This is a genomic window from Blautia sp. MCC269 (assembly GCF_018785655.1).
Classification (GTDB): Bacteria; Bacillota; Clostridia; order Lachnospirales; family Lachnospiraceae; genus Blautia_A.
Genome location: NZ_WQQE01000025.1, coordinates 38,654 through 61,741 on the forward strand (window position 1 = coordinate 38,654; position 23,088 = coordinate 61,741).

Here is a 23,088-nt window from a genome sequence, read left to right on the forward strand (position 1 = left end):
AATTACGAAAAGCAATACGCGGTGAGGGGACTTGCTTGTATCGGGAAGAATGCAGGCTGTGAATATCCGCCTGACTCAACAAAAACACCCCCGATGGAAATCGCGTGTGTAAATCACATACGATATCCGTCAGGGGTGTTTTATTTTATGCAAAAAACTTATCGTACAGACCAAAGAAGAAGATAAACAGAATGATCAGCGGCAGGATATAAGTGATGTATCCGCGCATCCATTTCCGGATCTTCATGCCTTTTCCGGTGTTGGCTTCTTTTGTGAAGTTTTCCCAGCCCCAGCCCCGTTTGGAAACACAGAAAAGCAGGTATACAAGAGAACCAAGCGGGAGCAGAATGTTGCTTACCAGAAAATCTTCAAGGTCGAGAATTGCGCCGCCGAATACCTTGAGCCAGTCCCAGGACCATACATTGTATCCAAGTACGCATGGCAGAGACAGAAGGATGATGGCGATGGCATTTACAAGACTGGATTTTTTTCGGCTCCAGCCGGTAAGCTCCATACCGCAGGAAATAATATTTTCAAATACAGCCAGGATGGTAGAGAAAGCTGCAAATGACATAAAGATGAAGAACAGGCTTCCCCACAGTCTTCCAAGCGGAATGTGGTTGAAAATATTCGGCAGTGTGATGAAGATCAGGCTCGGTCCGGAAGTCTGGTCAACATTGAATGTGAAACATGCCGGGAAAATAATAAGTCCGGAGGTGATCGCAACAAAAGTATCCAGAAGCGCAATATTCATGGATTCACCAAGCAATGCATGATCTTTTCCGATGTAGCTTCCGAAGATAGCCATAGCACCGATACCAAGGCTGAGAGTAAAGAATGCCTGGTTCATAGCACCGGTAATGGTAGAAATAATACCGATCTCTTTCATACGCTCGAAATCCGGGATCAGGTAGAATTTCAGTCCCTCTTTGGCACCATCCATGGTAAAACTGTTGATGGCAAGAACAACCATGATCACCAGAAGAGAGATCATCATAACCTTGGTAACTTTTTCAAGGCCGTTCTGAAGACCGCGGGAGCAGACAAAAACACCTGCAATAACAACAACGATCATCCAGAATCCCATAGTAACGGGCTGGCCAAGCATGTTGGTAAACTGTCCTGCAACACCGTCGGAATCAAGTCCCTGGAATTTACCGGTGGCTGTCATATAGAAGTAATTCAGCATCCAGCCTGTAACAGTGGTGTAAAACATCATCAGGAGATAACATCCGATCAGAGTGATATATCCATGGATGTGCCATTTCTGTCCTGGTTTTTCCAGTGCGTAATATGCTTTGACAGGACTCTTCTGGCTGGCACGTCCAACAGAAAACTCCATAGTCATAACAGGAAGTCCAAGAAGGGCCAGGAAGATCAGGTAAAACAGTACGAATGTGCCGCCACCGCCCTGTCCGGCCATGTAAGGAAATTTCCAGACGTTTCCGATTCCGATGGCACAGCCAGCAGAAATCAGAATGAATCCCAGACGGGATCCAAGTTTTTCTCTTTCTTTCATAACTCACCTCATTGTTGCAGTTTGGTAAACTGCTATTTGTATAAAGTCGCAAGTTTTATCTTAACACATTCCTCGATATTGCACAATAAAAAGAACTTGCATTTTGCATAAAACATATGTTAAAATAAAACATTATTTTAACAAGGTAAAGTGGTGGATCGTTACACTTTAAAGAAATAAAAACATCAACAGAATCTGAATGTCCGCTTTAATAACTATTCTCTTCAGTCAGGGATACGAAATTTTTCGGAGAGATCCCGTAATATTTCCGGAAACATTTACTGAAATATCCGGAATCAGAAAATCCGCATAAAGAAGCTACATTTTGAATGGAAGGGCTGTCTTCCAGAAGAAACTGTCTGGCTTTTTTCATGCGGCAGACATTGATATATGAGGTAAGTGTAACTCCGGATTCCTGACTGAATACAGTAGAGAGATGCTGGGGATTGACAAAAAAATGGGAAGCAATGGTTTCAAGACGAAGATCCGGCTGATTAAAATTCAGACAGATATATTCCTGAACCTGGGATACAAGAGCTGACTTCCGCGGATTTTTTTCATCAGCAAGAGAATCCAGAACTGCCTTGCAGGTAGACTGGAGCAGTTGTTTTAACTGCAGGGCACTCTGGCAGTTCTGGTAAGTATTCAGGGCGTTTTCCAGAAGAGGAAAAAGCGTTTCACGCTGACTGCACTCCGTGATAAAACCGTCAAGTACAGTAAGAAAAGCAGCAGCTACACTCCAGGTCTGCCGGATATGGATTTTTTTGGTGATGATATCGTTGAAATATTCATCAATATATTTACAGAGAGCCGGTGAATTTTGCTGGCGCAGAAAGATCAGGATATCATTATAAACCAGAGGCTTTAATGTAAAATCACCGGAATGGGACTGGGGCGTGAAATAAAGAAATCCGGAAGAAGACGCAGTTCTGTTATGAAAAACAGAAAGAGCCTCTTCATAGGAATAGCGGATTCCTTCCACGCCTTCATGAGGTGTTCCACAGCAGAAAAAAGTGGAAATCTGTGCGATATTATCATATATCCCGGCAAGTCTGAGACAGGATTGTTCCAGATCGGTAAAAGAAAAATCAGAGCTTTTTTCCATGATGATATACTGTCTCATCTGAGAATAGTCAATGTAAATAAGCTCTTTGCACACAGGCTGTAAGATTTCCCTGCATATATTTTCCAGGATGGTGTGGAGCAGAGAAAAATCACCTTTTTCATCCCATATTTCCGGATTGGCATTGTGGATCTCCATAAGAATGGTAAGATAATCGGAAGTTTTATGAACCGGAATTTTTTCCAGATCATCCGGGGAAATGGTTGTTCCACTGATCACTTTCTGGAAGAAATTAAGCTGCATTTGTCGTGTATACAGATCGCGGAACTGAAAATAATTATTCACATAACTGTTTCTGGAATTTTCCTGATCGATCTCGTCACTTACTTTCTGGAGTGTCTCCATAAGCTCCCGGTGATCCAGTGGCTTCAGGAGGTATCCGCGGACCTGAAGAGAGATGGCTTTTTTGGCATAGTCAAAATCTTCGTATCCTGTGGAAAGGATGAATCTGGTATGACAGTCTGTTCCAAGAGCTGCAATCATATCCAGACCGCTCATAACCGGCATGGATATATCCACAAGGGCAATATCGGGTTTGACATTTTCAATAAGCTGGATTCCGGCCTGTCCGTTATTAGCTTCCCCTGCAATGTTATAAATGTTTTGTTTTTCAAGAAAATTGATCAGAGATTTTCTGAAAAAAATTTCATCGTCAATAATTACGAGTGTTTTCAATTTATATTTCCCCCTCAATCAGATTTTTTTGTCAGGTATTACTATGGTTACAGTGGTTCCCTTTTCAGGTGAACTTTCGATGGTGAGTCCGTAATTCTCACCGTAGAGAAGAGCAATCCTGTGGTTGATACTTGGAAGCCCGAAAGAATGTCGGGCAGTTTTGAAGTCTCTGATAGAACGGTTAAGTTCGGCAAGTTTTTCCGGCGGGATACCGGAACCATTATCAGAAACAGAAATACAGATGGTACCATTTCTGATAGAAACATTTAAGTGAATATGGCATATCTGGCTGGTAAGTCCGTGGACAAAAATATTTTCCACAACAGGCTGTATGGTCAGCTTGGGTATCTCTGCCCCATGATCCTCCCAGGACGGCTCATAGGTGATCTCGTAATCAACAAAATCCATATACCGCAGATTCTGGATATAAAGATACTGTTCTGTAAGAAGCAGCTCCTGGCGCAGAGGAATGATAAACTGTCCCTTTGAAAGAGAGTTTCTGTAGAAAGATGACATGGAAGACACTGCTTTTACTGCAGTATCATTCATGTCAAGTTCTATGAGAGACTTGATGGTGTTTAAAGTATTATAAAGAAAATGGGGATTGATCTGGGACTGTAAAAGACGTACTTCCATTTTCTGTTTGGCATTTTGTTCCTCATAGATATCGTTAAGTAATGTCTGGATCTTCTGCATCATAAGGTTAAACTGGTTATAGAGAACTGCAAGTTCATCATTTGAAGAGTAACTGGCAGAAATATTCAGCTTTCCGGCAGACGCAGATTTCATTTTTTCTACAAGTTTCTGTATAGGTGCGGTGACAGTACCTGTACATAATATGGAAAAAAATACAGATAAAATAAACACTACAATGCTGATCAGAAGAATGTTGTGCAGGATCACCATATGATCCAGAGTCAGGCTTTCCAGAGGAATCAGGTTGATCACATTCCAGTTCAGGTCAGGATAGGATTTGCAGATAAAAAGAGTGTCAGTGCCGTCTACGGAAAAAAACTGCCTGTCGGTTTCTGTCAGGGTTTTATAATTCTCTGAACTGATTTTTGTATAGGATGAGAAGTCTTTATAAATACCTCCGGATGAAGAAGAGGAAAGTATCTGTCCATTTTCATCAGTAATATAGAAATCCCTGGAAGAGCTGTCCGGAAGGTCGCGGAATGCAGAGGAAATATTTGTTTCTCTGATCAGAAGGACCAGGGCGCCCAGATATTTGGTGTTATCAATGTTTGTAATACTTTTTAAGGCTACAAAGGTTGGCTCCCCACTTATCTGGAAGGGTCCGAGAAACTGAAAGGCCAGATTAGTCTGAAGGCTGTCAAGGACTTCGGGACCTAAAATGGAATCAAGCTGATCTGTTTCTGTGGTACTGCTGTGAAACCAGTGGTTTTCTGTATCCAGGATATCCCAGGCATAGATGTTTTTGTGAAGTCCGATGATACGCTGGGCCTGGTCTGTAAGCTCGGAATTTACCAGAAAATGTTCCAGTGTGTTTTCGGGAACTGTGGGATTTTCTTTTAAAACATCGGCGATATTGCTGTTGATGGAAAGGGTGATGGCATAGTTTGATATATTATCGATCTTTTCTCCAAGGTTGCTGGTGATCAGGGATAGCTGCTGCTGACTGGAAAGTGCGGCACGCTTGATCAGTACTTTTTTGGATGCAGTATAAAAAAACACGGAAGTAAGCATGAGTATCAGAGAACTGAGCAGCAGATATGTAATAAAAAGCCTGCGTTTCAGACTGATTCCTAAAAATAAGTGAAACACCTTTTTTTTCAGATTTTCTATCATGGAATCCCCCCTCTGGTTTTATTGGCTACATTATATAATAAGGGAAAAATTCTCACAAGTGTGGGGGAAAGATTGGAGAAAATATTCCAGGTACAGCGAAGATTTTCCATGTATTTTTCCGGACGGATTTAATATAATGGTCTCATCGATAAGGAAAGCGGAACAAAATATTCAATCCGGATGAATAGAAATGTACCAAAAGGAGGACGAAAATGAAATTAAAAAAAGTGATGGCTGCTACACTTGCCACAATGATGTGTCTCTCTTCATTCAGCATGATGAATGTGTGGGCAGATAAAAAAGAGGATTCCGAACCACTTGTGATCAATTATATCAGTGCCAGGGGCGAAACAGATGCGGCACTGAAAACATTGAAGAAGCTTGCAGAAGATTATAAAAAAGATCACCCGGATTTTGAATTCAATGTAGAGTCTATTGCAGACAGAGAAACATATCTTCAGAAGATCAAGATCCTTGCATCCAGCAATGAGCTGCCGGACTGGTTTGACGCAGATCCGGAGGCATTTTTTGAAGGACTTTGCAAAAAGGATCTGATCTACAGTGTGGATGACCTTTATGATGAACTGGGTATCAAAGACAAGTTCTTTGATATTGCACTGAATTATCCGAAACTCAGTGACGGAAGCAATTACCTTATGACCTGGCAGGGAAATGTAGAGTATTTCTGGTATCACAAAGACATGTTTGAAAAAGCCGGAATTACTGAAACACCTCAGACACTGGAAGACCTCCTGGATGTGTGCAAGAAGCTGAAAGATGCGGGAATGACCCCGATATCCGCAGGAAATTACGACATGATCATGCGTTATCCTGCATTTAAGGCTTTCAGACTGGAAGGAAATGACTTCATTGACAATGCAAGAATGGGAAAAGAAAAATTTAATTCTGAGACAGGTATCGCAACAGCCCAGTATACACAGGATATAGCCCAGTATTTCAGTGAAGGATGGACAAGTTCAGATGCTACCGCACAGATGGATCTGTTTCTGAACAGTGGTGCGGCAATGTTATACACCGGAACATGGGATACACCGGATCTTACAGATGATGAGGGAAATCTTAAAGATGACATTTCCATGTTCAAACTTCCTGTAGACAGCGAAGGAACCGCTACAGGAGAAAATGATTACTATGCGAATTGTGGAATCGGAACTGCCATTCTCAAGGATTCCATGAGTGATGAGATGAAAGATTTCATCAGTTATGTATGGGATAATTTTGCTGATACGGCAATGTATGAGTTCAATATGCTTCCATCCATGATGCCAAGTGATTTGGAGAAGCTTCCGGAGCTTACACAGCAGATTTTAAGTGATCTTGAGAACTGCGGCACTTTTGCCCAGTGCTGGGATGTTCGTCTGGATCCTTCTACAAACGAGGTTTACAGAAAAGAGTTGGCAAGCCTTGGAATGGGAGAATCAACTCCTGAAGAGTTCTGCGAAAACATGGACAAAGCTGTAGAACAGTATGCATCTGATTATTTTGACACTGAAGAATAACTGAGAGAATACGCAGATGCGGAATTTTATCTGCATCTGCGTATGAAAGGGGAGAGGATATGAAGCCCAGAAATAAAATCCAGCCTTTACCGTTTGTTCTTCCTGCACTGTTCGTATATATTCTTACTGTTATCATCCCAATTCTGTGGTCAATGGGTTACAGTCTTTTTTCCTGGAATGGAATCGGTGATATGAAGTTTATCGGACTGGAAAATTATGTGAGGATGTTTCAGGATGAGACATTTCGTGAGGCTGTTGTAAATAATCTTAAATTTGTTGTATTGGGAAGTTTGTTCCAGTTATGTGCAGGACTGATCCTGGCAATTTTGCTTACACATATTTCCAAAGGTGGAAATATTCTGCGGGTTATTTATTTTATTCCATGTATCATTTCATCTATGGCGATCTGCCAGATTTTTTCCAAAATGCTTTCTGTCCAGCCCCAGGGCCTGGTTTGCTATGTGATGGAAAAACTGGGAATGGAACCTATCGCTTTGCTGGCAAATTCCCATACAGCGCTGATTACCATAACCCTGATCGATGGATATAAATACTGTGGTCTGTACATGATCATTTTTTATTCCGCATTTGTATCCATATCAAAGGATGTGATCGAGGCATCTACAATGGATGGCTGCAATGTTTTTCAACAGTATCGTTACATAAAGCTTCCACTGGTGAAAAATATATTCAGCATTGTCATTGTAATGCTTGTAAATGGTTGTCTGAAAACCTTTGATGTATTCTATATTCTTGACAATAAATCCAGATCAACAGAGATGGTGGCAACTTATATGTATAAAACCGCTTTTAATTCGGCTGACTTTGGCTATGGAAGTACACTGTCCGTTTTTCTGGTCATTGAATGTCTGGTAGCAGTAGGGATTATACAGAAATGCCTGGGATCGGCGAAAGGAGATGGGTCAGAATGATAAAATCAAGAAAAAATATACCTATTCGTGCTGTGTTCTATGTAGTGATCCTTATTTTTGTCATGATACAGGTCTACCCTATTTTCTGGGTTATCTGCTCCAGTCTGAAAACACCGGATGAAATGACATATACTGCACAGTATGCCCTGCCATCAGGATTTTATCTTGGAAACTATATCAGCGCACTGACGATCTCATCCATTCCAAGATATTTTCTTAACAGTACGGTTGTGGCAGTTCTCACACTTCTTGGCATCGTAGTCCTGGGATGCCCGGTTGCATTTGTGATCAGTAAGGTAAAGGTAAAATATGCCAATGCACTGATGGCATTTTTCCTGTTTGGAATGATGGTGCCTATTTTTTCCTGCCTTGTACCCATGTTCCAGATTTATAACAGGATCGGACTGAGAAATACATACTGGGCACTGGTGCTTCCGCAGATCGGGTTCGGACTTCCAATGTGTATCTATCTTTACACCGGATTTTTTAAATTTATGCCGGATTCTCTTCTGGAAGCGGCAGTTATTGACGGTGCCACAATGGGAACCACATTCCGCAAGATCGTGGTACCTATGGCTAAAAATACTACAATGACAGTTCTTACATACAATTTTGTTTTTGTATGGAATGAATTTACCTATGCCAATACGTTTATCTCATCTTCTGATATGAAAACTCTGCCAATTGGCCTGAATGACTTTGTGGGGCAGTTCGGAAGAGTGGACTGGGGAAGTACATTTGCGGCGATCGTAATATCGATCTTGCCTACACTGATCGTGTATTTTATTCTTAACAGGAACATAATCGAAGGTATGGCTGCAGGTGCGGTCAAGAGTTAGGAGGCTGAAATGGAAACAAGGATTGAATTGAAACAAGGATGGAAAATTTTGCAGGATGTTCATGATACAGGGGAAAAGATCGGGCTTTATGCTGCCAGGGAAGCAGATACTTCCGTAGGTTCCCAGGTGTCTGAATGGGAGGAACTGGAGGAACTGAAACATCTGCAGCTTATCTATGCCAGACAGCCATATTTCGGGCGTGAACTGAGATATTTCAATCAGGCACCCTGGTGGTACAAAACAGAGTTTGAAGTTCCGGATCAGAAAGTTACGGATGCTGTCCTTAAATTTACCAATGTGGATTATTATGGAAAAGTATGGCTTAACGGAGAATTTCTTGGAGAGCATGAAGGATATTCCGCTCCATTTTCCTTTAATGTAAAAGATAAGCTTGTTTTTGGAAAGAAAAATTATCTCATTGTAAAGGTAAGTTCTCCATGGGATGATGAGGTGGAGCTGGATGCACAGGATTCCAGAACCACCCTGGTAAAAAGAAATATGGTAAAAGGTACCTACGAACATTCTGATACATTTATCCAGAGAGATGTAAATCCTGTAGGAATCTACGGAAAAGTGGAGCTGATCCTGACAGAAGAAGGTGTTCTGGAAGATCAGACAGATCTGAAGTATGAACTGGATCCAGATGGAAAGAAAGCAGACGTATATGTGGAAACTGAAGCGCGAGGTCTGAAATCCGGGGAGACATATGATTTTAATGTAAAGATCCGGGAAAAAGAGTCCGGTCTTATAAAGGCAGAAAAAACTGTTCAGATAATGGCAGAGAAAGCAGAGACAGGCTTTAAATGTGAGCTTAAAGTGGAAGATGTCAGACTGTGGTCCACATGGGATCATGGTTATCCCTGGATGTATCAGGCAGAACTTACGTTAAGCAGGGGAAAAGACATACTGAGCAGCAGAACAACGAATTTTGCTTTCCGGGACATTCAGATTGAGCGTAATGAAAAAATAACAAGATTCTGGCTTAATAACAGGAAACTGTATATAAGAGGAACCTCTTATTTTCCGGATTGTTATATTTCCGCAATGACAAGGGAACGGTACCTGAGAGATCTTCTTAATGTAAAGGCGGCAGGTTTTAACCTGGTACGAGTACATGTCCACACAGAGCAGGAAGTTTTTTATGATCTGTGTGACGAGCTGGGAATTGCAGTTCTTCAGGATTCGGAGTACAATTGGACGCATCCTTCAACAGATGAATGGGCGCAGAGATTTGCAGATGTTTACAGAGAAAATGTGAAACTTCTGAAGCATCATCCGTCTCTGATCTGCTGGATCATTATGAATGAACCGGGATGTGTTGATCCGGATGGAAATGTGAGAAGGAGATTTATGGAGGAAAATCCGGGACCTGCTCTGTATAGGGAGGTACAGAAGATGGATCCGGGCAGACCGATCATCAAGGGTTCTTTCTGCGAAGATGATCCGCTTAGCGGGGACAGCCACAATTATCTGGGTTCTTTAAGCGGTGGAGAATATGCAGATATTTATGAGCAGACAGAAAAGCTGAATACAGAGTACGGATTTGATGCACCGGGCAGCAGTGAAAATCTGAAAACTGTTCCGGCGGTATATCATCGTCTGGAAAAACTGGTGGATGATATCCCGAAGATCCAGGAATATCAGTATAAGCTTCTGAAATATTATACAGAGCATTACAGGATCCAGAAATATGAACCTTGCTCAGGATATGTACAGTTTATGTTTATCGACCTGTGTCCTCAGAGCTTCTACGGTTTATATGACTGGTGGGGAATTCCCAAAAAGGGTCTTCAGGCTATACTGGAAAGCAACGCACCAGTGGGTGTTTTTGCAAAGCACAAAGACCATCTGGACAGTCTGTATATTGTAAATGATACAGATGGAGCTCTGGGAGAGTGTGAACTTACATGGATCATTACAGAAACATTGAACGGAGAACTGGTGGAAAAGGGAAGTGTTAAAGCAGAAGTTCCGGCAGACAGCCGTGTCATGGTAAAAACCTTTGAGAAAGAATACGGAAAAGGCAAGAAGTGGAACCTTACACTAATTCTTTCTGATAATAGCGGTAAATGTATGGCAAAGAATACCTATCAGGATATCTGTACTTTGCTTTCAAGAGTTGATGGGCATCCGGACCGTATGAGCCATGAGTTTGGAATGAGACTCTACTGGGCCTGAGCTATCTGCAGCTCACAGGCACTTTCATCCTTGACTTGTACCAAAAATCACAACATGTTATACTTTGTGTATAAAGGAAGATTTTCGGCGTGGAAGGAGCGATATTATATGCGTTTACAGAAAGTACAGGATGCTCTGAACAAAAAAAATATCAAATTCGAATACACAGAGGAAGATGGTTGCGGAAGTCTGGATTTCATGTTCCGTGGACTGAAATTCCATGTATGGGAATACGAGGACAACGGTTGGGGTGCCGAGACCAATATTTATGCGGCTGGAAGAAGTGAGGACATTGACGGAGATTATGAAGAGAAGATTTCTGCAGAGATTCTTTCCTGGCCGGATATGATCAATAACTGAATATAATAATATTGAATAAAGTGGCTGTAACTGAACGAATACGCTCAGTTACAGCTACTTTTTATCGGAGAAAAGTTTTCTGAAGAACTATAGCTGTACGTTCAGGTATTCACTGGGAAACATCTGACAGTTCTTTTTAAAAACCTTGCTGAAGTAATTTCCATTGCTGAAACCAAGATGCCAGGCAATGTCGTCGAGAGTTATATCCGTAGACTGCAGAAGCCGTTTCACCTCGGTGAGCTTTAACTGCATAGCATAGGAAAAAAGATTCTGACGTTTTTTTAAAACAATCTGGACAGATGCTCCTTACTTAGAAAAAAGATTCTGCAATATCGGCCAGGGAGATATTTTCCAGATAATGTGCATTGATATAATCAAAAACATCACTGATTACCCTACTGGTGAATGCAGAGCAGGGTTCGGGTGATGAAGCAGAATCGGAAGTCCCAGTTTTGCCTGCTTCACTTTCCAACTGAGAAATTGTGGCTGAAAGCGCATTGTTCAAATTCTGGGGATCAACAGGCTTCAGTATGTAATCAATAACACCAGCCTGGATCGCAAGTCTTGTATATTTGAAATCGCTGAATCCGCTGATCACACTGATTTTGCTGTCGATGTGAAGTTCTTCCGGCTTTTTTTAGAGCTGTATTCCGTCCATGACGGGCATTTTCATATCTGTGATAATAATGTCAGGATGCTCTTTGAGAATGATCTTCAGGCCATCTTCGGCATTATCTGCTTCCAGAAGATCACTGTTTGCTCGGATTTATCCCATGGTGTTTTGAACTTCCGGATAAGGAATATGAAGAAGCTTGGGAGCAGATTATGAATGTCTGTGGAACGGTCCATCTTAGCCATTTTCAACGACACAGACACAGACAGCAATGGCAAATCTTCTGAAAGATTATCCGCAGACTTATGTGACAAATATGGTCTATCCGTAAGGTTTTTGGTTGTTACTGAAAAAGATTTCATGGTTCAGGATTCCACATCAGTGACATTGATCTCATCCTGGAATCCGTCCGTATAATGCAGTTTATAATCTTCTGTGATAAAAACGGCCTGCACTCCTTTTTTCTCCGCAAATTTCAGTCCGTCCTCCAGACCAAGGGCGAAACAGGTGGTGCTTAAGGCATCGCCGTCCACAGACTGGTCGGAGATGATCGTCACAGAAATCAGGCCGTTATCATAAGGATAGCCGGTTTGGGGATTCAGGATATGATGATATAATTTACCGCCCTGCTTAAAGCACCTCTCATAAATTCCGGAGGATACAACAGATTTTCCGGTGATATCCATAACGGCTTCGGTTTCGTTGCGATCTGCAAAGGGCTTCTGGATGCCTACTTTGAAGGGAGTGCCGTCAGGCTTCGAGCCGATGCAGAGGACATTGCCGCCAAGGTTGATGATAGCACTGTTTACGCCTTTTTTTACCAGAAAATCTTTCAGGCGGTCTGCAATATAGCCTTTGGCAATGGCGCCTACATCGAACTGGATGTCATCAGAGGGAAGTGTGATATCCTGCCCGTCAATGGTGACGCCGTCGGAGCTGCACAGGGGGAGAACTTTCTGAATATCTGCATCATCCGGAACCTTCGGATCTTCTGCTGTGAAATCCCAGAGAGAGGTCAAAGGCGCAATGGCGATGTCAAAGGCACCGTCGGATTCCCTGGTGATATCGAGTCCTTCGGAAAGCAGAGCAGCAAGGTATTCGGATATATGCCAGGTGTTTGTGGTGCCATTGACCTGGTAGGGAGTGGTCTGAGTTTCAATGGTTTGATTTGATACAACGGAATCTGATATCCGGTGATTTAATTTATAAAGCTCGCTGTTCTCATTTGTCCGGCTGAAGATCAGCTCATACCTATCGCACAGTGCCAGACAGTCATCCAGGAGGGACTTATCCTGGGAATCGTAAATGGTGATCTGTATGGCTGTGTTCAATTTGATGCTGCTGATGCTGATAGGCTCCTTCTCGGTGGCAGTGCTGGTGCCAGTGGTATTCTGGCAGCCTGTGAAAAGGAGCATTGGACAGACAAGAACTGTGCACAATATTAAATAGAAGAAACGGGAATGCGAGCGGCTTCTTTTGGAATGAAAAAAATAAGTTGACATAATATTCTCCTGTTTTCTGATTGACTGACTTAACTGAAGAGCATTTATTTGATGCAAATCTATGTAGTACATGTGGATGGGGTTATTCACTTAACCGGATCAAGCAGCGACGCGGATTGCGGATATACGCTTGACCGACATCGGACAGATTTATGAAATCTCATTATACCATGTATTTCTGAAATCAGAAAGGCATATGCCTGTCGCAAAAATCATTGTATTTTGCAATAATATAAGATATAATTTCTCCGAAAAAAGGACATATTTGCTATGGATCCGAATGATTGACCGGAATTTTTACAGATAAAAGGAGAAATTTTTCATGATAAAAGTAATTGCAAGTGATATGGATGGCACACTTCTTGGTGATGACCATAGAATCGCACCGGAAACCCTTGCGGCGGTCAGGCGTGCCTGCGATGCGGGAATCCGCTTTATGGTTGCCACCGGCCGGAATTTCCCCGGTGCCATGGAGGAACTGAAGGGAACAGAGCTGACCTGTGATTATGTGGTGAGCAGCGGTGCTGAAGTACGGAATCCGCAGCAGGAGGTTGTAAAGAGTACACCGATCTCTATTGAGCTGTGTGAGGAGGTCTACAATACGGCAAAAAAATACCCGGTATCTGTAGCATTTTTTACGGATCGCTATGATTACCGTATTGGAACAAAGAAGGAAATTGAAGACGGGATCATTCAGCAGATCCGTCTTTTCAATATGGACATAGATACCAGCGAGGAGATTGTACGGAAATCCCCGCAGTACCGCAGAATCGCCGGAAACACGAAAGGGATTTCCGATATCCGTTCCCTGGAGAGCAGCGGTGCGCCGATATATAAGATCTTCATTTTTGCGGCAGATGTGGAGCAGCTGGAGAAACTCAGCGATGAGCTGAAAGAAAATCTAGCCGTTGCAGTGGCTTCTTCCTTTATATATAATCAGGAGATTACAGCAGTAGAGGCGCAGAAAGGCCCGGTGCTGAAAGAATATATCGAGTCTCTGGGTTATACCATGGATGAGGTGATGGTCCTTGGTGACAGCCTTAATGATTATTCCATGATTTCCATGGATTTCGGCGCAACTGTTGCAATGGAAAACGCAGTTCCGGAGATTAAAAGAGCAGCAAAATACATCACAAAGAACAACAATGAATTTGGTGTGGCCTATGCTATTGATCAGGTTCTGGAACGCCAGGGAAAATAGTTTTTCCCCCTTTTGAAAAAGTGTCATATATATTATAATGTAGAAAGATGAATACAGAAAAGCGAAAGGCTTGCATTCCGGTGTATGAAGCAGAGTGGAATGAGAAGTTTCGCTTTACAAAAAACACAGACAAAGAGAGGAAATCACGATGGAAAAAATGAAAAATGTTTATATTATGGATCACCCGCTGATCAAACACAAAATTTCAATGCTCCGTGATAAAAATACAGGAACAAACGAGTTCCGTAAACTGGTGGAGGAAATCGGAATCCTGATGGGATATGAGGCGCTTCGTGATCTTCCTACAGAGGAAGTGGAAATCGAGACACCGATAGAAACCTGTAAGACACCGATGATCTCAGGTAAGAAGCTGGCAGTGATCCCGGTCCTCCGTGCAGGACTTGGAATGGTAAACAGCATTCTCACACTGGTACCGTCTGCAAAGGTCGGACATGTGGGACTTTACCGTGATCCGGTAACACATGAGCCCCATGAGTATTACTGTAAGCTTCCTGAATCTATTGACGAGCGTATTTCAGTGATCGTTGATCCGATGCTTGCAACCGGCGGTTCTGCCGAAGCTGCCATTGATTTTGTTAAGAAACAGGGCGGAAAGAATATCAAGTTTATGTGCATCATCGCAGCTCCTGAGGGACTGAAACGTCTCCATGAGGCACATCCGGATGTACAGATCTACTGCGGTTCCCTTGATAGAGAGCTCAATGAGAACGCTTATATCTGCCCGGGACTTGGTGATGCCGGTGACCGTATTTTTGGTACTAAATAATTTTGAAAAAATCTTAAAAATACTTGACACACTCGGCACTGTTATGGTATTGTACCTAAGAACGCTGCCGAAGACAGTAGGTGCCGTAAGGCATAAGGATCAAAACGCCTACCGAGGTCCAAGTATTCTGAGTTAAGATTACACAAGGCCTTATTGCGAAGCAGTAAGGTCTTTTTTTAAACAGATTGACTTATTGCGACGGCGGTATACAAAATCTATAAGGAGGTGTACCATTTCATGGCAAAAGTAGAACTGAAACAACCAATCGTAGAAGAGATCTCTAACAGCATTAAAGACGCACAGTCTGTTGTACTTGTAAACTACAGCGGTCTTACAGTTGAGCAGGATACAATTCTTCGTAAAGAGTTAAGAGAAGCTGGTGTTCAGTACAAGGTATACAAAAATACCATGATGCGTCGTGCATTCGAGGGTACAGCATTTGAGAGCCTCAGTGATCATTTACATGGCACAAATGCGATCGCTATCTCCGAGACAGACGCAACTGCTCCGGCAAGAATCCTTGCTAAATATGCAAAACAGTTCCCGGCACTGGAGCTGATCGCAGGTGTAGTTGAGGGTAACTACAATGATCAGGCCGGAATTCAGGCACTGTCCACAATTCCTTCAAGAGAGGAACTTCTTGGAAAACTGCTTGGAAGCATCCAGTCTCCGATCACCAACTTCGCTCGTGTGCTTAATCAGATCGCAGAGCAGAATGGCGGAGCTGACGCAGCAGCTGCTGAGTAATTACAGCAACGTGCAATTGGCGGCATAACAGACCGCATGATATTTAATTAAAATTTTTAAATGGAGGGAAATTAAAATGGCAAAATTAACAACAGAAGAATTTATTGCAGCAATCAAAGAATTATCTGTATTAGAGTTAAATGACCTTGTAAAAGCTTGTGAGGAAGAGTTCGGCGTTTCCGCAGCAGCAGGTGTTGTTGTAGCAGCAGCAGGTGCAGCAGGCGAGGCAGCTGAGGAGAAAGATGAGTTTGACGTAGAGCTTACAGAGGTTGGCGCTAACAAAGTTAAAGTTATCAAAGTTGTTCGTGAGGTTACAGGTCTTGGACTTAAAGAAGCTAAAGCTATCGTTGATGGTGCTCCGAAGGTTGTTAAAGAGGGCGCTTCCAAAGCTGAAGCTGAGGACATCAAAACTAAACTTGAGGCTGAGGGAGCTAAGGTTACACTTAAATAATCCAATCAGATCAGAAGTTTTAAAAGGCTGTTGTGCCTGCCGGTTTACCGGCAGCACGGCAGCTTTTTTTGTGTCAAGGGCAGATGTTATTCAAAACGAAGAATCTGTGATATACCTTGCTTTTCGCGGTTAAATAGGTGATAATAAAATAAGAAGGAATGCAAGGAGGAGAAATATGAACAGAAAAATTGCTGCCTGTTTTCTGGCAGGAATTCTGAGTATAACAGCGGTTCCGGTTCCGGCAGCAGCACAACAGACAGTTTCCGGAAAAAATCTGTCAGAAGAACCGATGGACGCAATTCGCGCACAGGAAATTGCAATGGAAAAACAGGAAGAACTTGAGGAAGAGGAAAATATGCCGGCAGAGGAACCGGATCCGTTGGTGTTGGATGAGGACGGAAAAGTGGTTCCGGCGTCTGCGGCTTCCTGGACAGAAGAAACACAGGAACCAGAAAATGCTAAAACAGCAGACGCGGCATTGCCGGATGATTTTTCTGACGGAAATCCTGATGGAAATACAGAGGAAATTTCCGATGCTCCGACGGATGGTGACAAACCGGAAACAGAAGAGGAATCTCTGGAGACAGAAGAGGAAGGCACCGGTACACTGTCTGAGAATGATGAAGGTACAGAACTGGTTCCGGAGCAGAACGCCATGGAGGATACCCAGGATGAAATTCAGCTGGAAGATGGGGCAGAAAATGTAACAGAAGGGGAGAACACCACAGGTGAACTTTCGGATAATGCAGAGGAGGAAACATTTACTTCTGAGGAAGCGGACAGATTCTCAGATGGAAGTGCCTCCGAAGGGGAACTTGGAACTTATCAGACAGTGACACTGGAAATTGAAGACGGACAGGATATCACGGCTCCGTTAAATACCTTGTTTCTGCAGCTGAAAGAACAGGTGTCAGACGAAACTCCCTGTAAAATTATAATTCCACCGGGAAATTATAAACTCACAGGAACGCTGTGTATGTACAGCAATATGTACCTGTACGCAAAAGGTGCAACAATTACAAAAACCTCACCGACCAAACATCTGATTCTTCGACTTGGAAATACAAAAGAATCAGAAGGGGGATATGAAGGCTACCGAAATGTTATCATTGATGGTGGAACCTGGGATTTTAATTATCAGTGCGTGGCAGAAAAAGATGAACCAGGTGGATTTGTGGGATTCTGTATCGGACATGCCACCAATGTCACCATCAAAAACGCAACATTCCTGAATAATCTGAAATCTCATTTTCTGGAGTTCGGCGGAGTAAAAAATGCCAAGATTACCGGATGTACATTTCACGGGTATTATAAGAATTATGTAAAAGGCGGACAGGAATGCATTCAGATTGACTGTTGTACAGATGAAGATAATGTTTTTCCACAGTATATGCCATACGATGGAAGCACCTGCGAGGATTTTGTTATTGATGGAAATGTGTTTGAGGACGTTTTTGCAGGGGTGGGAACCCATAGCATGATGGCAGGAAAAACATATAAACGGATTACCGTTACCAACAACACCTTCCATAATGTAAAAAAACGATGCATAGAATTTCTGAATTATGAAGATTCCACAGCAGAAAACAATACCATGGTAAATGTAGGGCTTGGGGTGGAAGTCTCAGCTGTGAATAAGAAAAATACACATTTGACACAGGGATGCAGTGGAGAACCGGATGCGAAGAAGAACAGAAATATCCGGGTAGCAGGAAACTATGTCAGCCTTGCAAAGACTTCCAGCATCGGAGGCATTGCGTGGATCTGCAGTGGCGTTAAAGTTATAGGTTATAATATGAAGAATTCGGGAGAAGTGATTCCGGAAGGAATATATCCGGTAAAGGGAGTAACTGTAAAAGATAATCAGATTTCCGGATATGGAAACGGTATCAGTATTACTCTTGCAGATACGGATACCGTGACGGATAATCAGGTAAAAATGAAAAAAACTTCCGCATATTCCAATCTTGGTATTTATGCGGAAGATTCCAGAGGAAGCATTATCAAAAGGAATCAGGTTTCCGGAACTGCAAATACAGGAATTTATATGAAAGATTCTTCCTATGCGGCAGGATCAAAACAGAAAAATCTGATAAGCGGAAATACGGTTGCATCACCGGGAGGAGATGGAATTTATCTGCAGTCTGTAAATGCAACCTCCACAGCAGAAAAAAACACATCAAAATCCACGACTGGCTCCGGAATTCGTGTGAAATCCGGAAAAAATATCAGTGTTCTTAATAATTCCTGTTCTTCAAATAAAGAACATGGTGTCAAAATTGAATATGCACAAGGTGGCATCCGTGTAAAAAGTAACCGCCTTGTTTCCAACGGAAAGAGCGGAATTCTGCTGTGGAAATCAAAAGCAACAGAAGTTTCCGGAAATACGGTTGCAAAAAATAAAGGAAATGGTATTTACGGATATGGTTCTGTGATATCGGCCATGAAGTCCAATGCTTTCAGCGGAAACGGAAAAACGCAGGCAGTATATATGAAGGGCTGTAAAGGCTGGACCAATATTGAACGTCCTTCCTGCAAAAAAATCACAGCACAGAGCACATCCGTAACAGGAAGCGCGGTCGGCGGCCAGAATGTTATTGTTTATGCACAGAGATCCGGAAAAAGCATACGTCTGGGCTATGCAGCTGTAAATAAGAAGAAACAGTTTACAGTAAAAATAAAAAAACAGAAAAAGAACACTGTGCTGAAAATTGTATCAAAAGATAAATATGCAAACACAGTAACTGTGAATTATACTGTGAAATAAATAAAAGCTTTTGTTCCACACATCGTATGTATAAAAGGAACAGAAGCTTTTTTTGAAAAAATGTAAAAAAATTCGAAAAAAGTGCTTGACACGCTTTTTTTCTTATGTTAAAGTGGAGGATGCTATATTATGGCTAGATATGCCTGCCTAAAGGTCAGGCGGGATCATGTTGTAATAAATAATAAAAAAACAGGGGTGAAACGTCAATGGAAAAAAACAGAATTCGTTCTGTAAAAACTGGAAAAAGCATGCGTATGAGCTACCAGAGACAAAAAGAAGTCCTGGAAATGCCAAACCTGATCGAAGTTCAGAAAGATTCCTACCAGTGGTTTCTTGACGAAGGTTTAAAAGAAGTATTCGATGATATTTCTCCGATCGCAGATTACGGCGGAAAGCTCAGTCTGGAATTCATCGATTTCACATATGATGAAAAAGATGCAAAATATTCCATCGAGCAGTGTAAAGAACGTGACGTGACTTATGCCGCACCTTTGAAGGTTCGAGTAAGGCTGATCAATAAGGAAACAGAAGAGATCAACGAACACGAGATTTTCATGGGAGATTTACCGCTGATGACTGCAACAGGTACCTTTGTTATTAATGGTGCTGAGCGTGTTATTGTCAGCCAGTTAGTACGTTCCCCTGGAATCTACTACGCAATCGCTCATGATAAACTTGGTAAGAGACTGTTTTCCAGTACCGTAATTCCGAACAGAGGTGCATGGCTGGAGTACGAGACAGATTCAAATGATGTATTTTATGTACGTGTAGACAGAACAAGAAAGGTTCCGATTACTGTTCTGATCCGTGCACTGGGCATTGGAACCAATGCTGAGATCATTGATCTGTTTGGTGAAGAGCCGAAGATCCTTGCCAGCTTTACAAAGGATACCTCCACAAACTACCAGGAAGGTCTCCTTGAGCTGTATAAGAAAATCCGTCCGGGCGAGCCGCTTGCAGTAGAGAGCGCAGAGAGCCTGATCATGGCAATGTTCTTCGATCCGAGAAGATATGACCTTGCCAAAGTTGGACGTTACAAATTTAATAAGAAACTTCATTTCAACAAGCGTATCGTAGGCCACAAGCTTTCCCAGGATGTTGTAGACACAACAACAGGTGAGATTCTTGCAGAGGCTGAGACTCTTGTTACAAGAGAGCTTGCTGATACTCTTCAGAATTCCGCAGTTCCGTATGTATGGATTCAGGGTGAGGAGAGAGAGATTAAAGTCCTTTCCAGCCTTATGGTTGATATCCGTCATTATCTTCCGGAGCTTGAGGATCCGAAGTCCCTGGGTGTTACAGAGTTAGTATACTACCCGGTACTCGAAAAAATTCTGGAAGAAAATGACACATTTGAGGACAGATGTGAGGCAATCAAACGTGATATCCACGACCTGATTCCGAAGCACATCACCAAGGAAGATATCCTTGCGTCCATCAACTACAATATGCATCTGGAGTATGGCCTTGGAAACGATGATGATATCGACCACCTGGGCAACCGTCGTATCCGTGCTGTCGGTGAGCTGCTTCAGAACCAGTACCGCATCGGTCTTTCCAGACTTGAGCGTGTGGTACGTGAGAGAATGACAACACAGGATGCAGAGAGCATTTCTCCGCAGTCCCTGATCAATATCAAACCGGTAACTGCAGCAGTGAAAGAGTTCTTCGGATCTTCCCAGCTGTCACAGTTCATGGACCAGAACAACCCGCTTGGAGAGCTGACTCACAAGAGAAGACTTTCCGCACTGGGACCTGGCGGTCTGTCACGAGACAGAGCCGGATTCGAGGTTCGAGACGTACATTACTCCCATTACGGAAGAATGTGCCCGATTGAGACTCCTGAGGGACCGAACATCGGTCTTATCAACTCCCTTGCATCTTATGCAAGAATCAATCAGTACGGTTTCGTAGAGGCTCCGTACAGAAAGATCGACAAGAGCGATCCTTCCAACCCGCGTGTAACCGATGAGGTTGTATACATGACAGCGGATGAGGAAGATAATTATCATGTAGCACAGGCGAATGAGCCTCTGGACGAAGAGGGACACTTCCTTCATAAGAATGTCTCCGGTCGTTACCGTGAGGAGACTCAGGAGTACGAGCAGCACATGTTTGATTACATGGACGTATCTCCGCGAATGGTATTCTCCGTTGCTACAGCCCTGATTCCGTTCCTGCAGAACGATGATGCGAACCGTGCGCTGATGGGATCAAACATGCAGCGTCAGGCCGTTCCGCTTCTTACAACAGAGGCTCCGGTTGTTGGTACAGGTATGGAGACCAAAACAGCCGTTGACTCCGGTGTATGTGTTGTTGCGAAAAAAGCAGGTACTGTACTTCGTTCCACATCTACAGACATCACCATCAAGAACGATGACGGAACAAAAGATGATTACCATCTGACCAAATTCATGCGAAGCAACCAGAGCAACTGCTACAACCAGAGACCGATCGTGTTCCAGGGTGAGCACGTTGAGGCAGGACAGGTTATCGCTGATGGCCCGTCTACATCCAATGGTGAGCTTGCACTTGGTAAGAACCCGCTGATCGGATTTATGACCTGGGAAGGTTATAACTACGAGGATGCCGTTCTGCTTAGCGAGAGACTGGTACAGAATGATGTTTATACATCTGTCCATATTGAGGAATATGAGGCAGAATCCCGTGATACCAAGCTGGGACCGGAAGAGATCACACGTGACGTTCCGGGTGTCGGCGATGATGCTCTGAAAGATCTGGATGAGCGTGGTATTATCCGTATCGGTGCTGAGGTACGTGCCGGTGATATCCTTGTTGGTAAGGTTACTCCTAAGGGAGAGACAGAGCTTACTGCTGAGGAGCGTCTCCTTCGTGCCATCTTTGGTGAGAAGGCAAGAGAGGTACGTGATACTTCCCTGAAAGTACCGCACGGTGAGTATGGTATTATCGTAGATGCCAAGGTATTTACAAGAGAGAACGGCGATGAACTGAGCCCTGGAGTAAATCAGGCAGTACGTATTTATATTGCACAGAAGAGAAAGATCTCCGTTGGTGATAAGATGGCTGGTCGTCATGGTAACAAGGGTGTCGTTTCCCGTGTACTTCCAGTTGAGGATATGCCATTCCTTCCGAACGGACGTCCGCTCGATATCGTGCTGAACCCTCTGGGTGTACCTTCCCGAATGAATATCGGACAGGTCCTGGAGATCCACTTAAGCCTTGCTGCCAAAGCACTTGGCTTCAACATTGCAACACCAGTATTCGATGGCGCCAACGAGGTTGATATCCAGGATACTCTGGAGCTTGCCAACGATTACGTTAATACGGAAGACTTTGAGGAATTCCGTGAGAAATATAAAGATATCCTTGCACCGGATGTTATGCAGTACCTTGACGAGAACAAAGCTCACAGAGCACTCTGGAAGGGCGTTCCTATTTCCAGAGATGGTAAGGTAAGACTTCGTGACGGACGTACAGGTGAGTACTTCGACAGCCCTGTAACCATCGGTCACATGCATTACCTGAAACTGCATCATCTGGTAGATGATAAGATCCATGCACGTTCCACAGGTCCATACTCCCTGGTAACACAGCAGCCTCTGGGTGGTAAAGCTCAGTTCGGTGGACAGCGTTTCGGAGAGATGGAGGTTTGGGCACTGGAGGCATATGGTGCTTCCTACACACTGCAGGAGATCCTGACAGTGAAGTCTGATGATGTGATCGGACGTGTTAAGACCTATGAAGCAATCATCAAAGGTGATAACATTCCTGAGCCAGGTATTCCTGAGTCCTTTAAGGTACTTCTTAAAGAGCTTCAGTCTCTTGGTCTGGATGTACGTGTACTCAGCGAGGACGGAGAGGAAGTTCACATTATGGAGACTTCTGATTACGGAGATACGGATCTTCGTCACGTCATCGAGGGAGATTCCAGAGGACGCAGAGATGAGGAGTCCTTCGGTAAACACGGCTATACCAAGCAGGAGTTCAGTGGAGAAGAACTTGTCAATGTAGAAGAAGATGAAGACATTGAAGAAGACGAGGACATGATCGAGTTTGAAGAGTCCTTTGATGATGAGGAATAAG

The 23,088-nt window shown here is 43.2% G+C and carries 18 protein-coding genes and 1 other annotated feature; of the genes, 11 read left to right on the forward strand and 7 right to left on the reverse strand.

The window, feature by feature from the left end; genetic code table 11:
- Positions 1 to 145: 145 nt before the first annotated feature.
- The 3 genes from GPK88_RS08910 to GPK88_RS08920 all read right to left on the reverse strand — a co-directional run bounded on the left by GPK88_RS08910 (position 146) and on the right by GPK88_RS08920 (position 5,126).
- Positions 146 to 1,519, reverse strand: a complete 1,374-nt coding sequence (locus GPK88_RS08910; protein ID WP_021652213.1) for a sodium-dependent transporter — start codon at positions 1,517 to 1,519, stop codon at positions 146 to 148.
- Between the two features lie 208 nt (positions 1,520 to 1,727).
- The gene (locus GPK88_RS08915) at positions 1,728 to 3,317 is read right to left on the reverse strand and encodes a response regulator transcription factor (RefSeq protein ID WP_173734169.1); all 1,590 of its coding nucleotides are present in this window, start codon (positions 3,315 to 3,317) and stop codon (positions 1,728 to 1,730) included.
- Positions 3,318 to 3,335: 18 nt separating this feature from the next.
- Positions 3,336 to 5,126, reverse strand: coding sequence for a sensor histidine kinase (locus GPK88_RS08920; RefSeq protein WP_021976597.1), 1,791 nt, complete (start codon positions 5,124 to 5,126; stop codon positions 3,336 to 3,338).
- 212 nt (positions 5,127 to 5,338) lie between these two features.
- Here GPK88_RS08920 and GPK88_RS08925 point away from each other — a divergent pair, with 212 nt between their 5' ends.
- From GPK88_RS08925 to GPK88_RS08945, 5 genes are all read left to right on the forward strand, one after another.
- A complete protein-coding gene (locus GPK88_RS08925) occupies positions 5,339 to 6,646 on the forward strand; it encodes an ABC transporter substrate-binding protein (protein ID WP_215707714.1) in 1,308 nt (435 codons plus the stop codon).
- A 59-nt stretch (positions 6,647 to 6,705) separates the two neighbouring features.
- Positions 6,706 to 7,578: a carbohydrate ABC transporter permease gene (locus GPK88_RS08930; protein WP_015526310.1), complete on the forward strand. Its 873-nt coding sequence runs from the start codon at positions 6,706 to 6,708 to the stop codon at positions 7,576 to 7,578.
- Positions 7,575 to 8,417 carry a carbohydrate ABC transporter permease gene (locus GPK88_RS08935; RefSeq protein ID WP_021976595.1) on the forward strand — a complete coding sequence of 281 codons (843 nt, stop codon included), beginning with the start codon at positions 7,575 to 7,577 and terminating at the stop codon, positions 8,415 to 8,417. Before GPK88_RS08930 ends, GPK88_RS08935 begins: the two co-directional genes overlap by 4 nt.
- Positions 8,418 to 8,426: 9 nt before the next feature.
- Positions 8,427 to 10,595, forward strand: a complete 2,169-nt coding sequence (locus tag GPK88_RS08940; RefSeq protein WP_092069699.1) for a glycoside hydrolase family 2 protein — start codon at positions 8,427 to 8,429, stop codon at positions 10,593 to 10,595.
- 108 nt (positions 10,596 to 10,703) lie between these two features.
- Entirely contained in the window at positions 10,704 to 10,955 is a 252-nt protein-coding gene (locus GPK88_RS08945; RefSeq protein ID WP_044961921.1) for a hypothetical protein, read from the forward strand.
- Positions 10,956 to 11,042: 87 nt separating this feature from the next.
- Here the strand turns inward: GPK88_RS08945 and GPK88_RS19590 are convergent, their stop codons facing one another.
- From GPK88_RS19590 to GPK88_RS08965, 4 genes are all read right to left on the reverse strand, one after another.
- Entirely contained in the window at positions 11,043 to 11,246 is a 204-nt protein-coding gene (locus GPK88_RS19590) for a helix-turn-helix domain-containing protein (RefSeq protein ID WP_227945655.1), read from the reverse strand.
- 19 nt (positions 11,247 to 11,265) lie between these two features.
- Positions 11,266 to 11,553 (reverse strand): response regulator, encoded by a 288-nt coding sequence (locus GPK88_RS08955; protein ID WP_129975543.1) that lies wholly within the window; start codon positions 11,551 to 11,553, stop codon positions 11,266 to 11,268.
- A gap of 39 nt (positions 11,554 to 11,592) precedes the next feature.
- Positions 11,593 to 11,721 carry a response regulator gene (locus GPK88_RS19765; protein ID WP_084449174.1) on the reverse strand — a complete coding sequence of 43 codons (129 nt, stop codon included), beginning with the start codon at positions 11,719 to 11,721 and terminating at the stop codon, positions 11,593 to 11,595.
- Positions 11,722 to 11,933: 212 nt separating this feature from the next.
- Positions 11,934 to 13,070, reverse strand: coding sequence for an FAD:protein FMN transferase (locus GPK88_RS08965; protein ID WP_173745856.1), 1,137 nt, complete (start codon positions 13,068 to 13,070; stop codon positions 11,934 to 11,936).
- Between the two features lie 322 nt (positions 13,071 to 13,392).
- Between GPK88_RS08965 and GPK88_RS08970 the strand changes: the two genes are divergently transcribed.
- From GPK88_RS08970 to rpoB, 6 genes are all read left to right on the forward strand, one after another.
- Positions 13,393 to 14,271, forward strand: coding sequence for a Cof-type HAD-IIB family hydrolase (locus GPK88_RS08970; protein ID WP_173745855.1), 879 nt, complete (start codon positions 13,393 to 13,395; stop codon positions 14,269 to 14,271).
- Positions 14,272 to 14,428: 157 nt separating this feature from the next.
- Positions 14,429 to 15,058, forward strand: coding sequence for a uracil phosphoribosyltransferase (gene upp / locus GPK88_RS08975; RefSeq protein WP_044961929.1), 630 nt, complete (start codon positions 14,429 to 14,431; stop codon positions 15,056 to 15,058).
- 49 nt (positions 15,059 to 15,107) lie between these two features.
- Positions 15,108 to 15,244: a sequence feature (ribosomal protein L10 leader region), on the forward strand.
- Between the two features lie 51 nt (positions 15,245 to 15,295).
- Complete coding sequence (rplJ, locus tag GPK88_RS08980; protein WP_215707715.1) at positions 15,296 to 15,805, forward strand: 50S ribosomal protein L10; 510 nt, start codon at positions 15,296 to 15,298, stop codon at positions 15,803 to 15,805.
- 76 nt (positions 15,806 to 15,881) lie between these two features.
- The gene (rplL, locus tag GPK88_RS08985) at positions 15,882 to 16,256 is read left to right on the forward strand and encodes a 50S ribosomal protein L7/L12 (RefSeq protein ID WP_015526302.1); all 375 of its coding nucleotides are present in this window, start codon (positions 15,882 to 15,884) and stop codon (positions 16,254 to 16,256) included.
- 175 nt (positions 16,257 to 16,431) lie between these two features.
- Positions 16,432 to 19,023, forward strand: coding sequence for a right-handed parallel beta-helix repeat-containing protein (locus GPK88_RS08990; protein WP_215707716.1), 2,592 nt, complete (start codon positions 16,432 to 16,434; stop codon positions 19,021 to 19,023).
- Between the two features lie 206 nt (positions 19,024 to 19,229).
- The gene (gene rpoB / locus GPK88_RS08995) at positions 19,230 to 23,087 is read left to right on the forward strand and encodes a DNA-directed RNA polymerase subunit beta (protein WP_215707717.1); all 3,858 of its coding nucleotides are present in this window, start codon (positions 19,230 to 19,232) and stop codon (positions 23,085 to 23,087) included.
- Position 23,088 lies beyond the last annotated feature (1 nt).

Bases quoted from the DNA above. Each gene is read 5' to 3' on its own strand.
- rplJ (WP_215707715.1), top strand. From the start codon at position 15,296: ATGGCAAAAGTAGAACTGAAACAACCAATCGTAGAAGAGATCTCTAAC.
- GPK88_RS08940 (WP_092069699.1), top strand. From the start codon at position 8,427: ATGGAAACAAGGATTGAATTGAAACAAGGATGGAAAATTTTGCAGGAT.
- rplL (WP_015526302.1), top strand. From the start codon at position 15,882: ATGGCAAAATTAACAACAGAAGAATTTATTGCAGCAATCAAAGAATTA.
- GPK88_RS08965 (WP_173745856.1), bottom strand. From the start codon at position 13,070: ATGTCAACTTATTTTTTTCATTCCAAAAGAAGCCGCTCGCATTCCCGT.
- GPK88_RS08925 (WP_215707714.1), top strand. From the start codon at position 5,339: ATGAAATTAAAAAAAGTGATGGCTGCTACACTTGCCACAATGATGTGT.
- upp (WP_044961929.1), top strand. From the start codon at position 14,429: ATGAAAAATGTTTATATTATGGATCACCCGCTGATCAAACACAAAATT.
- GPK88_RS08990 (WP_215707716.1), top strand. From the start codon at position 16,432: ATGAACAGAAAAATTGCTGCCTGTTTTCTGGCAGGAATTCTGAGTATA.
- rpoB (WP_215707717.1), top strand. From the start codon at position 19,230: ATGGAAAAAAACAGAATTCGTTCTGTAAAAACTGGAAAAAGCATGCGT.
- GPK88_RS08970 (WP_173745855.1), top strand. From the start codon at position 13,393: ATGATAAAAGTAATTGCAAGTGATATGGATGGCACACTTCTTGGTGAT.
- GPK88_RS08935 (WP_021976595.1), top strand. From the start codon at position 7,575: ATGATAAAATCAAGAAAAAATATACCTATTCGTGCTGTGTTCTATGTA.
- GPK88_RS08910 (WP_021652213.1), bottom strand. From the start codon at position 1,519: ATGAAAGAAAGAGAAAAACTTGGATCCCGTCTGGGATTCATTCTGATT.
- GPK88_RS08930 (WP_015526310.1), top strand. From the start codon at position 6,706: ATGAAGCCCAGAAATAAAATCCAGCCTTTACCGTTTGTTCTTCCTGCA.
- GPK88_RS08945 (WP_044961921.1), top strand. From the start codon at position 10,704: ATGCGTTTACAGAAAGTACAGGATGCTCTGAACAAAAAAAATATCAAA.
- GPK88_RS08920 (WP_021976597.1), bottom strand. From the start codon at position 5,126: ATGATAGAAAATCTGAAAAAAAAGGTGTTTCACTTATTTTTAGGAATC.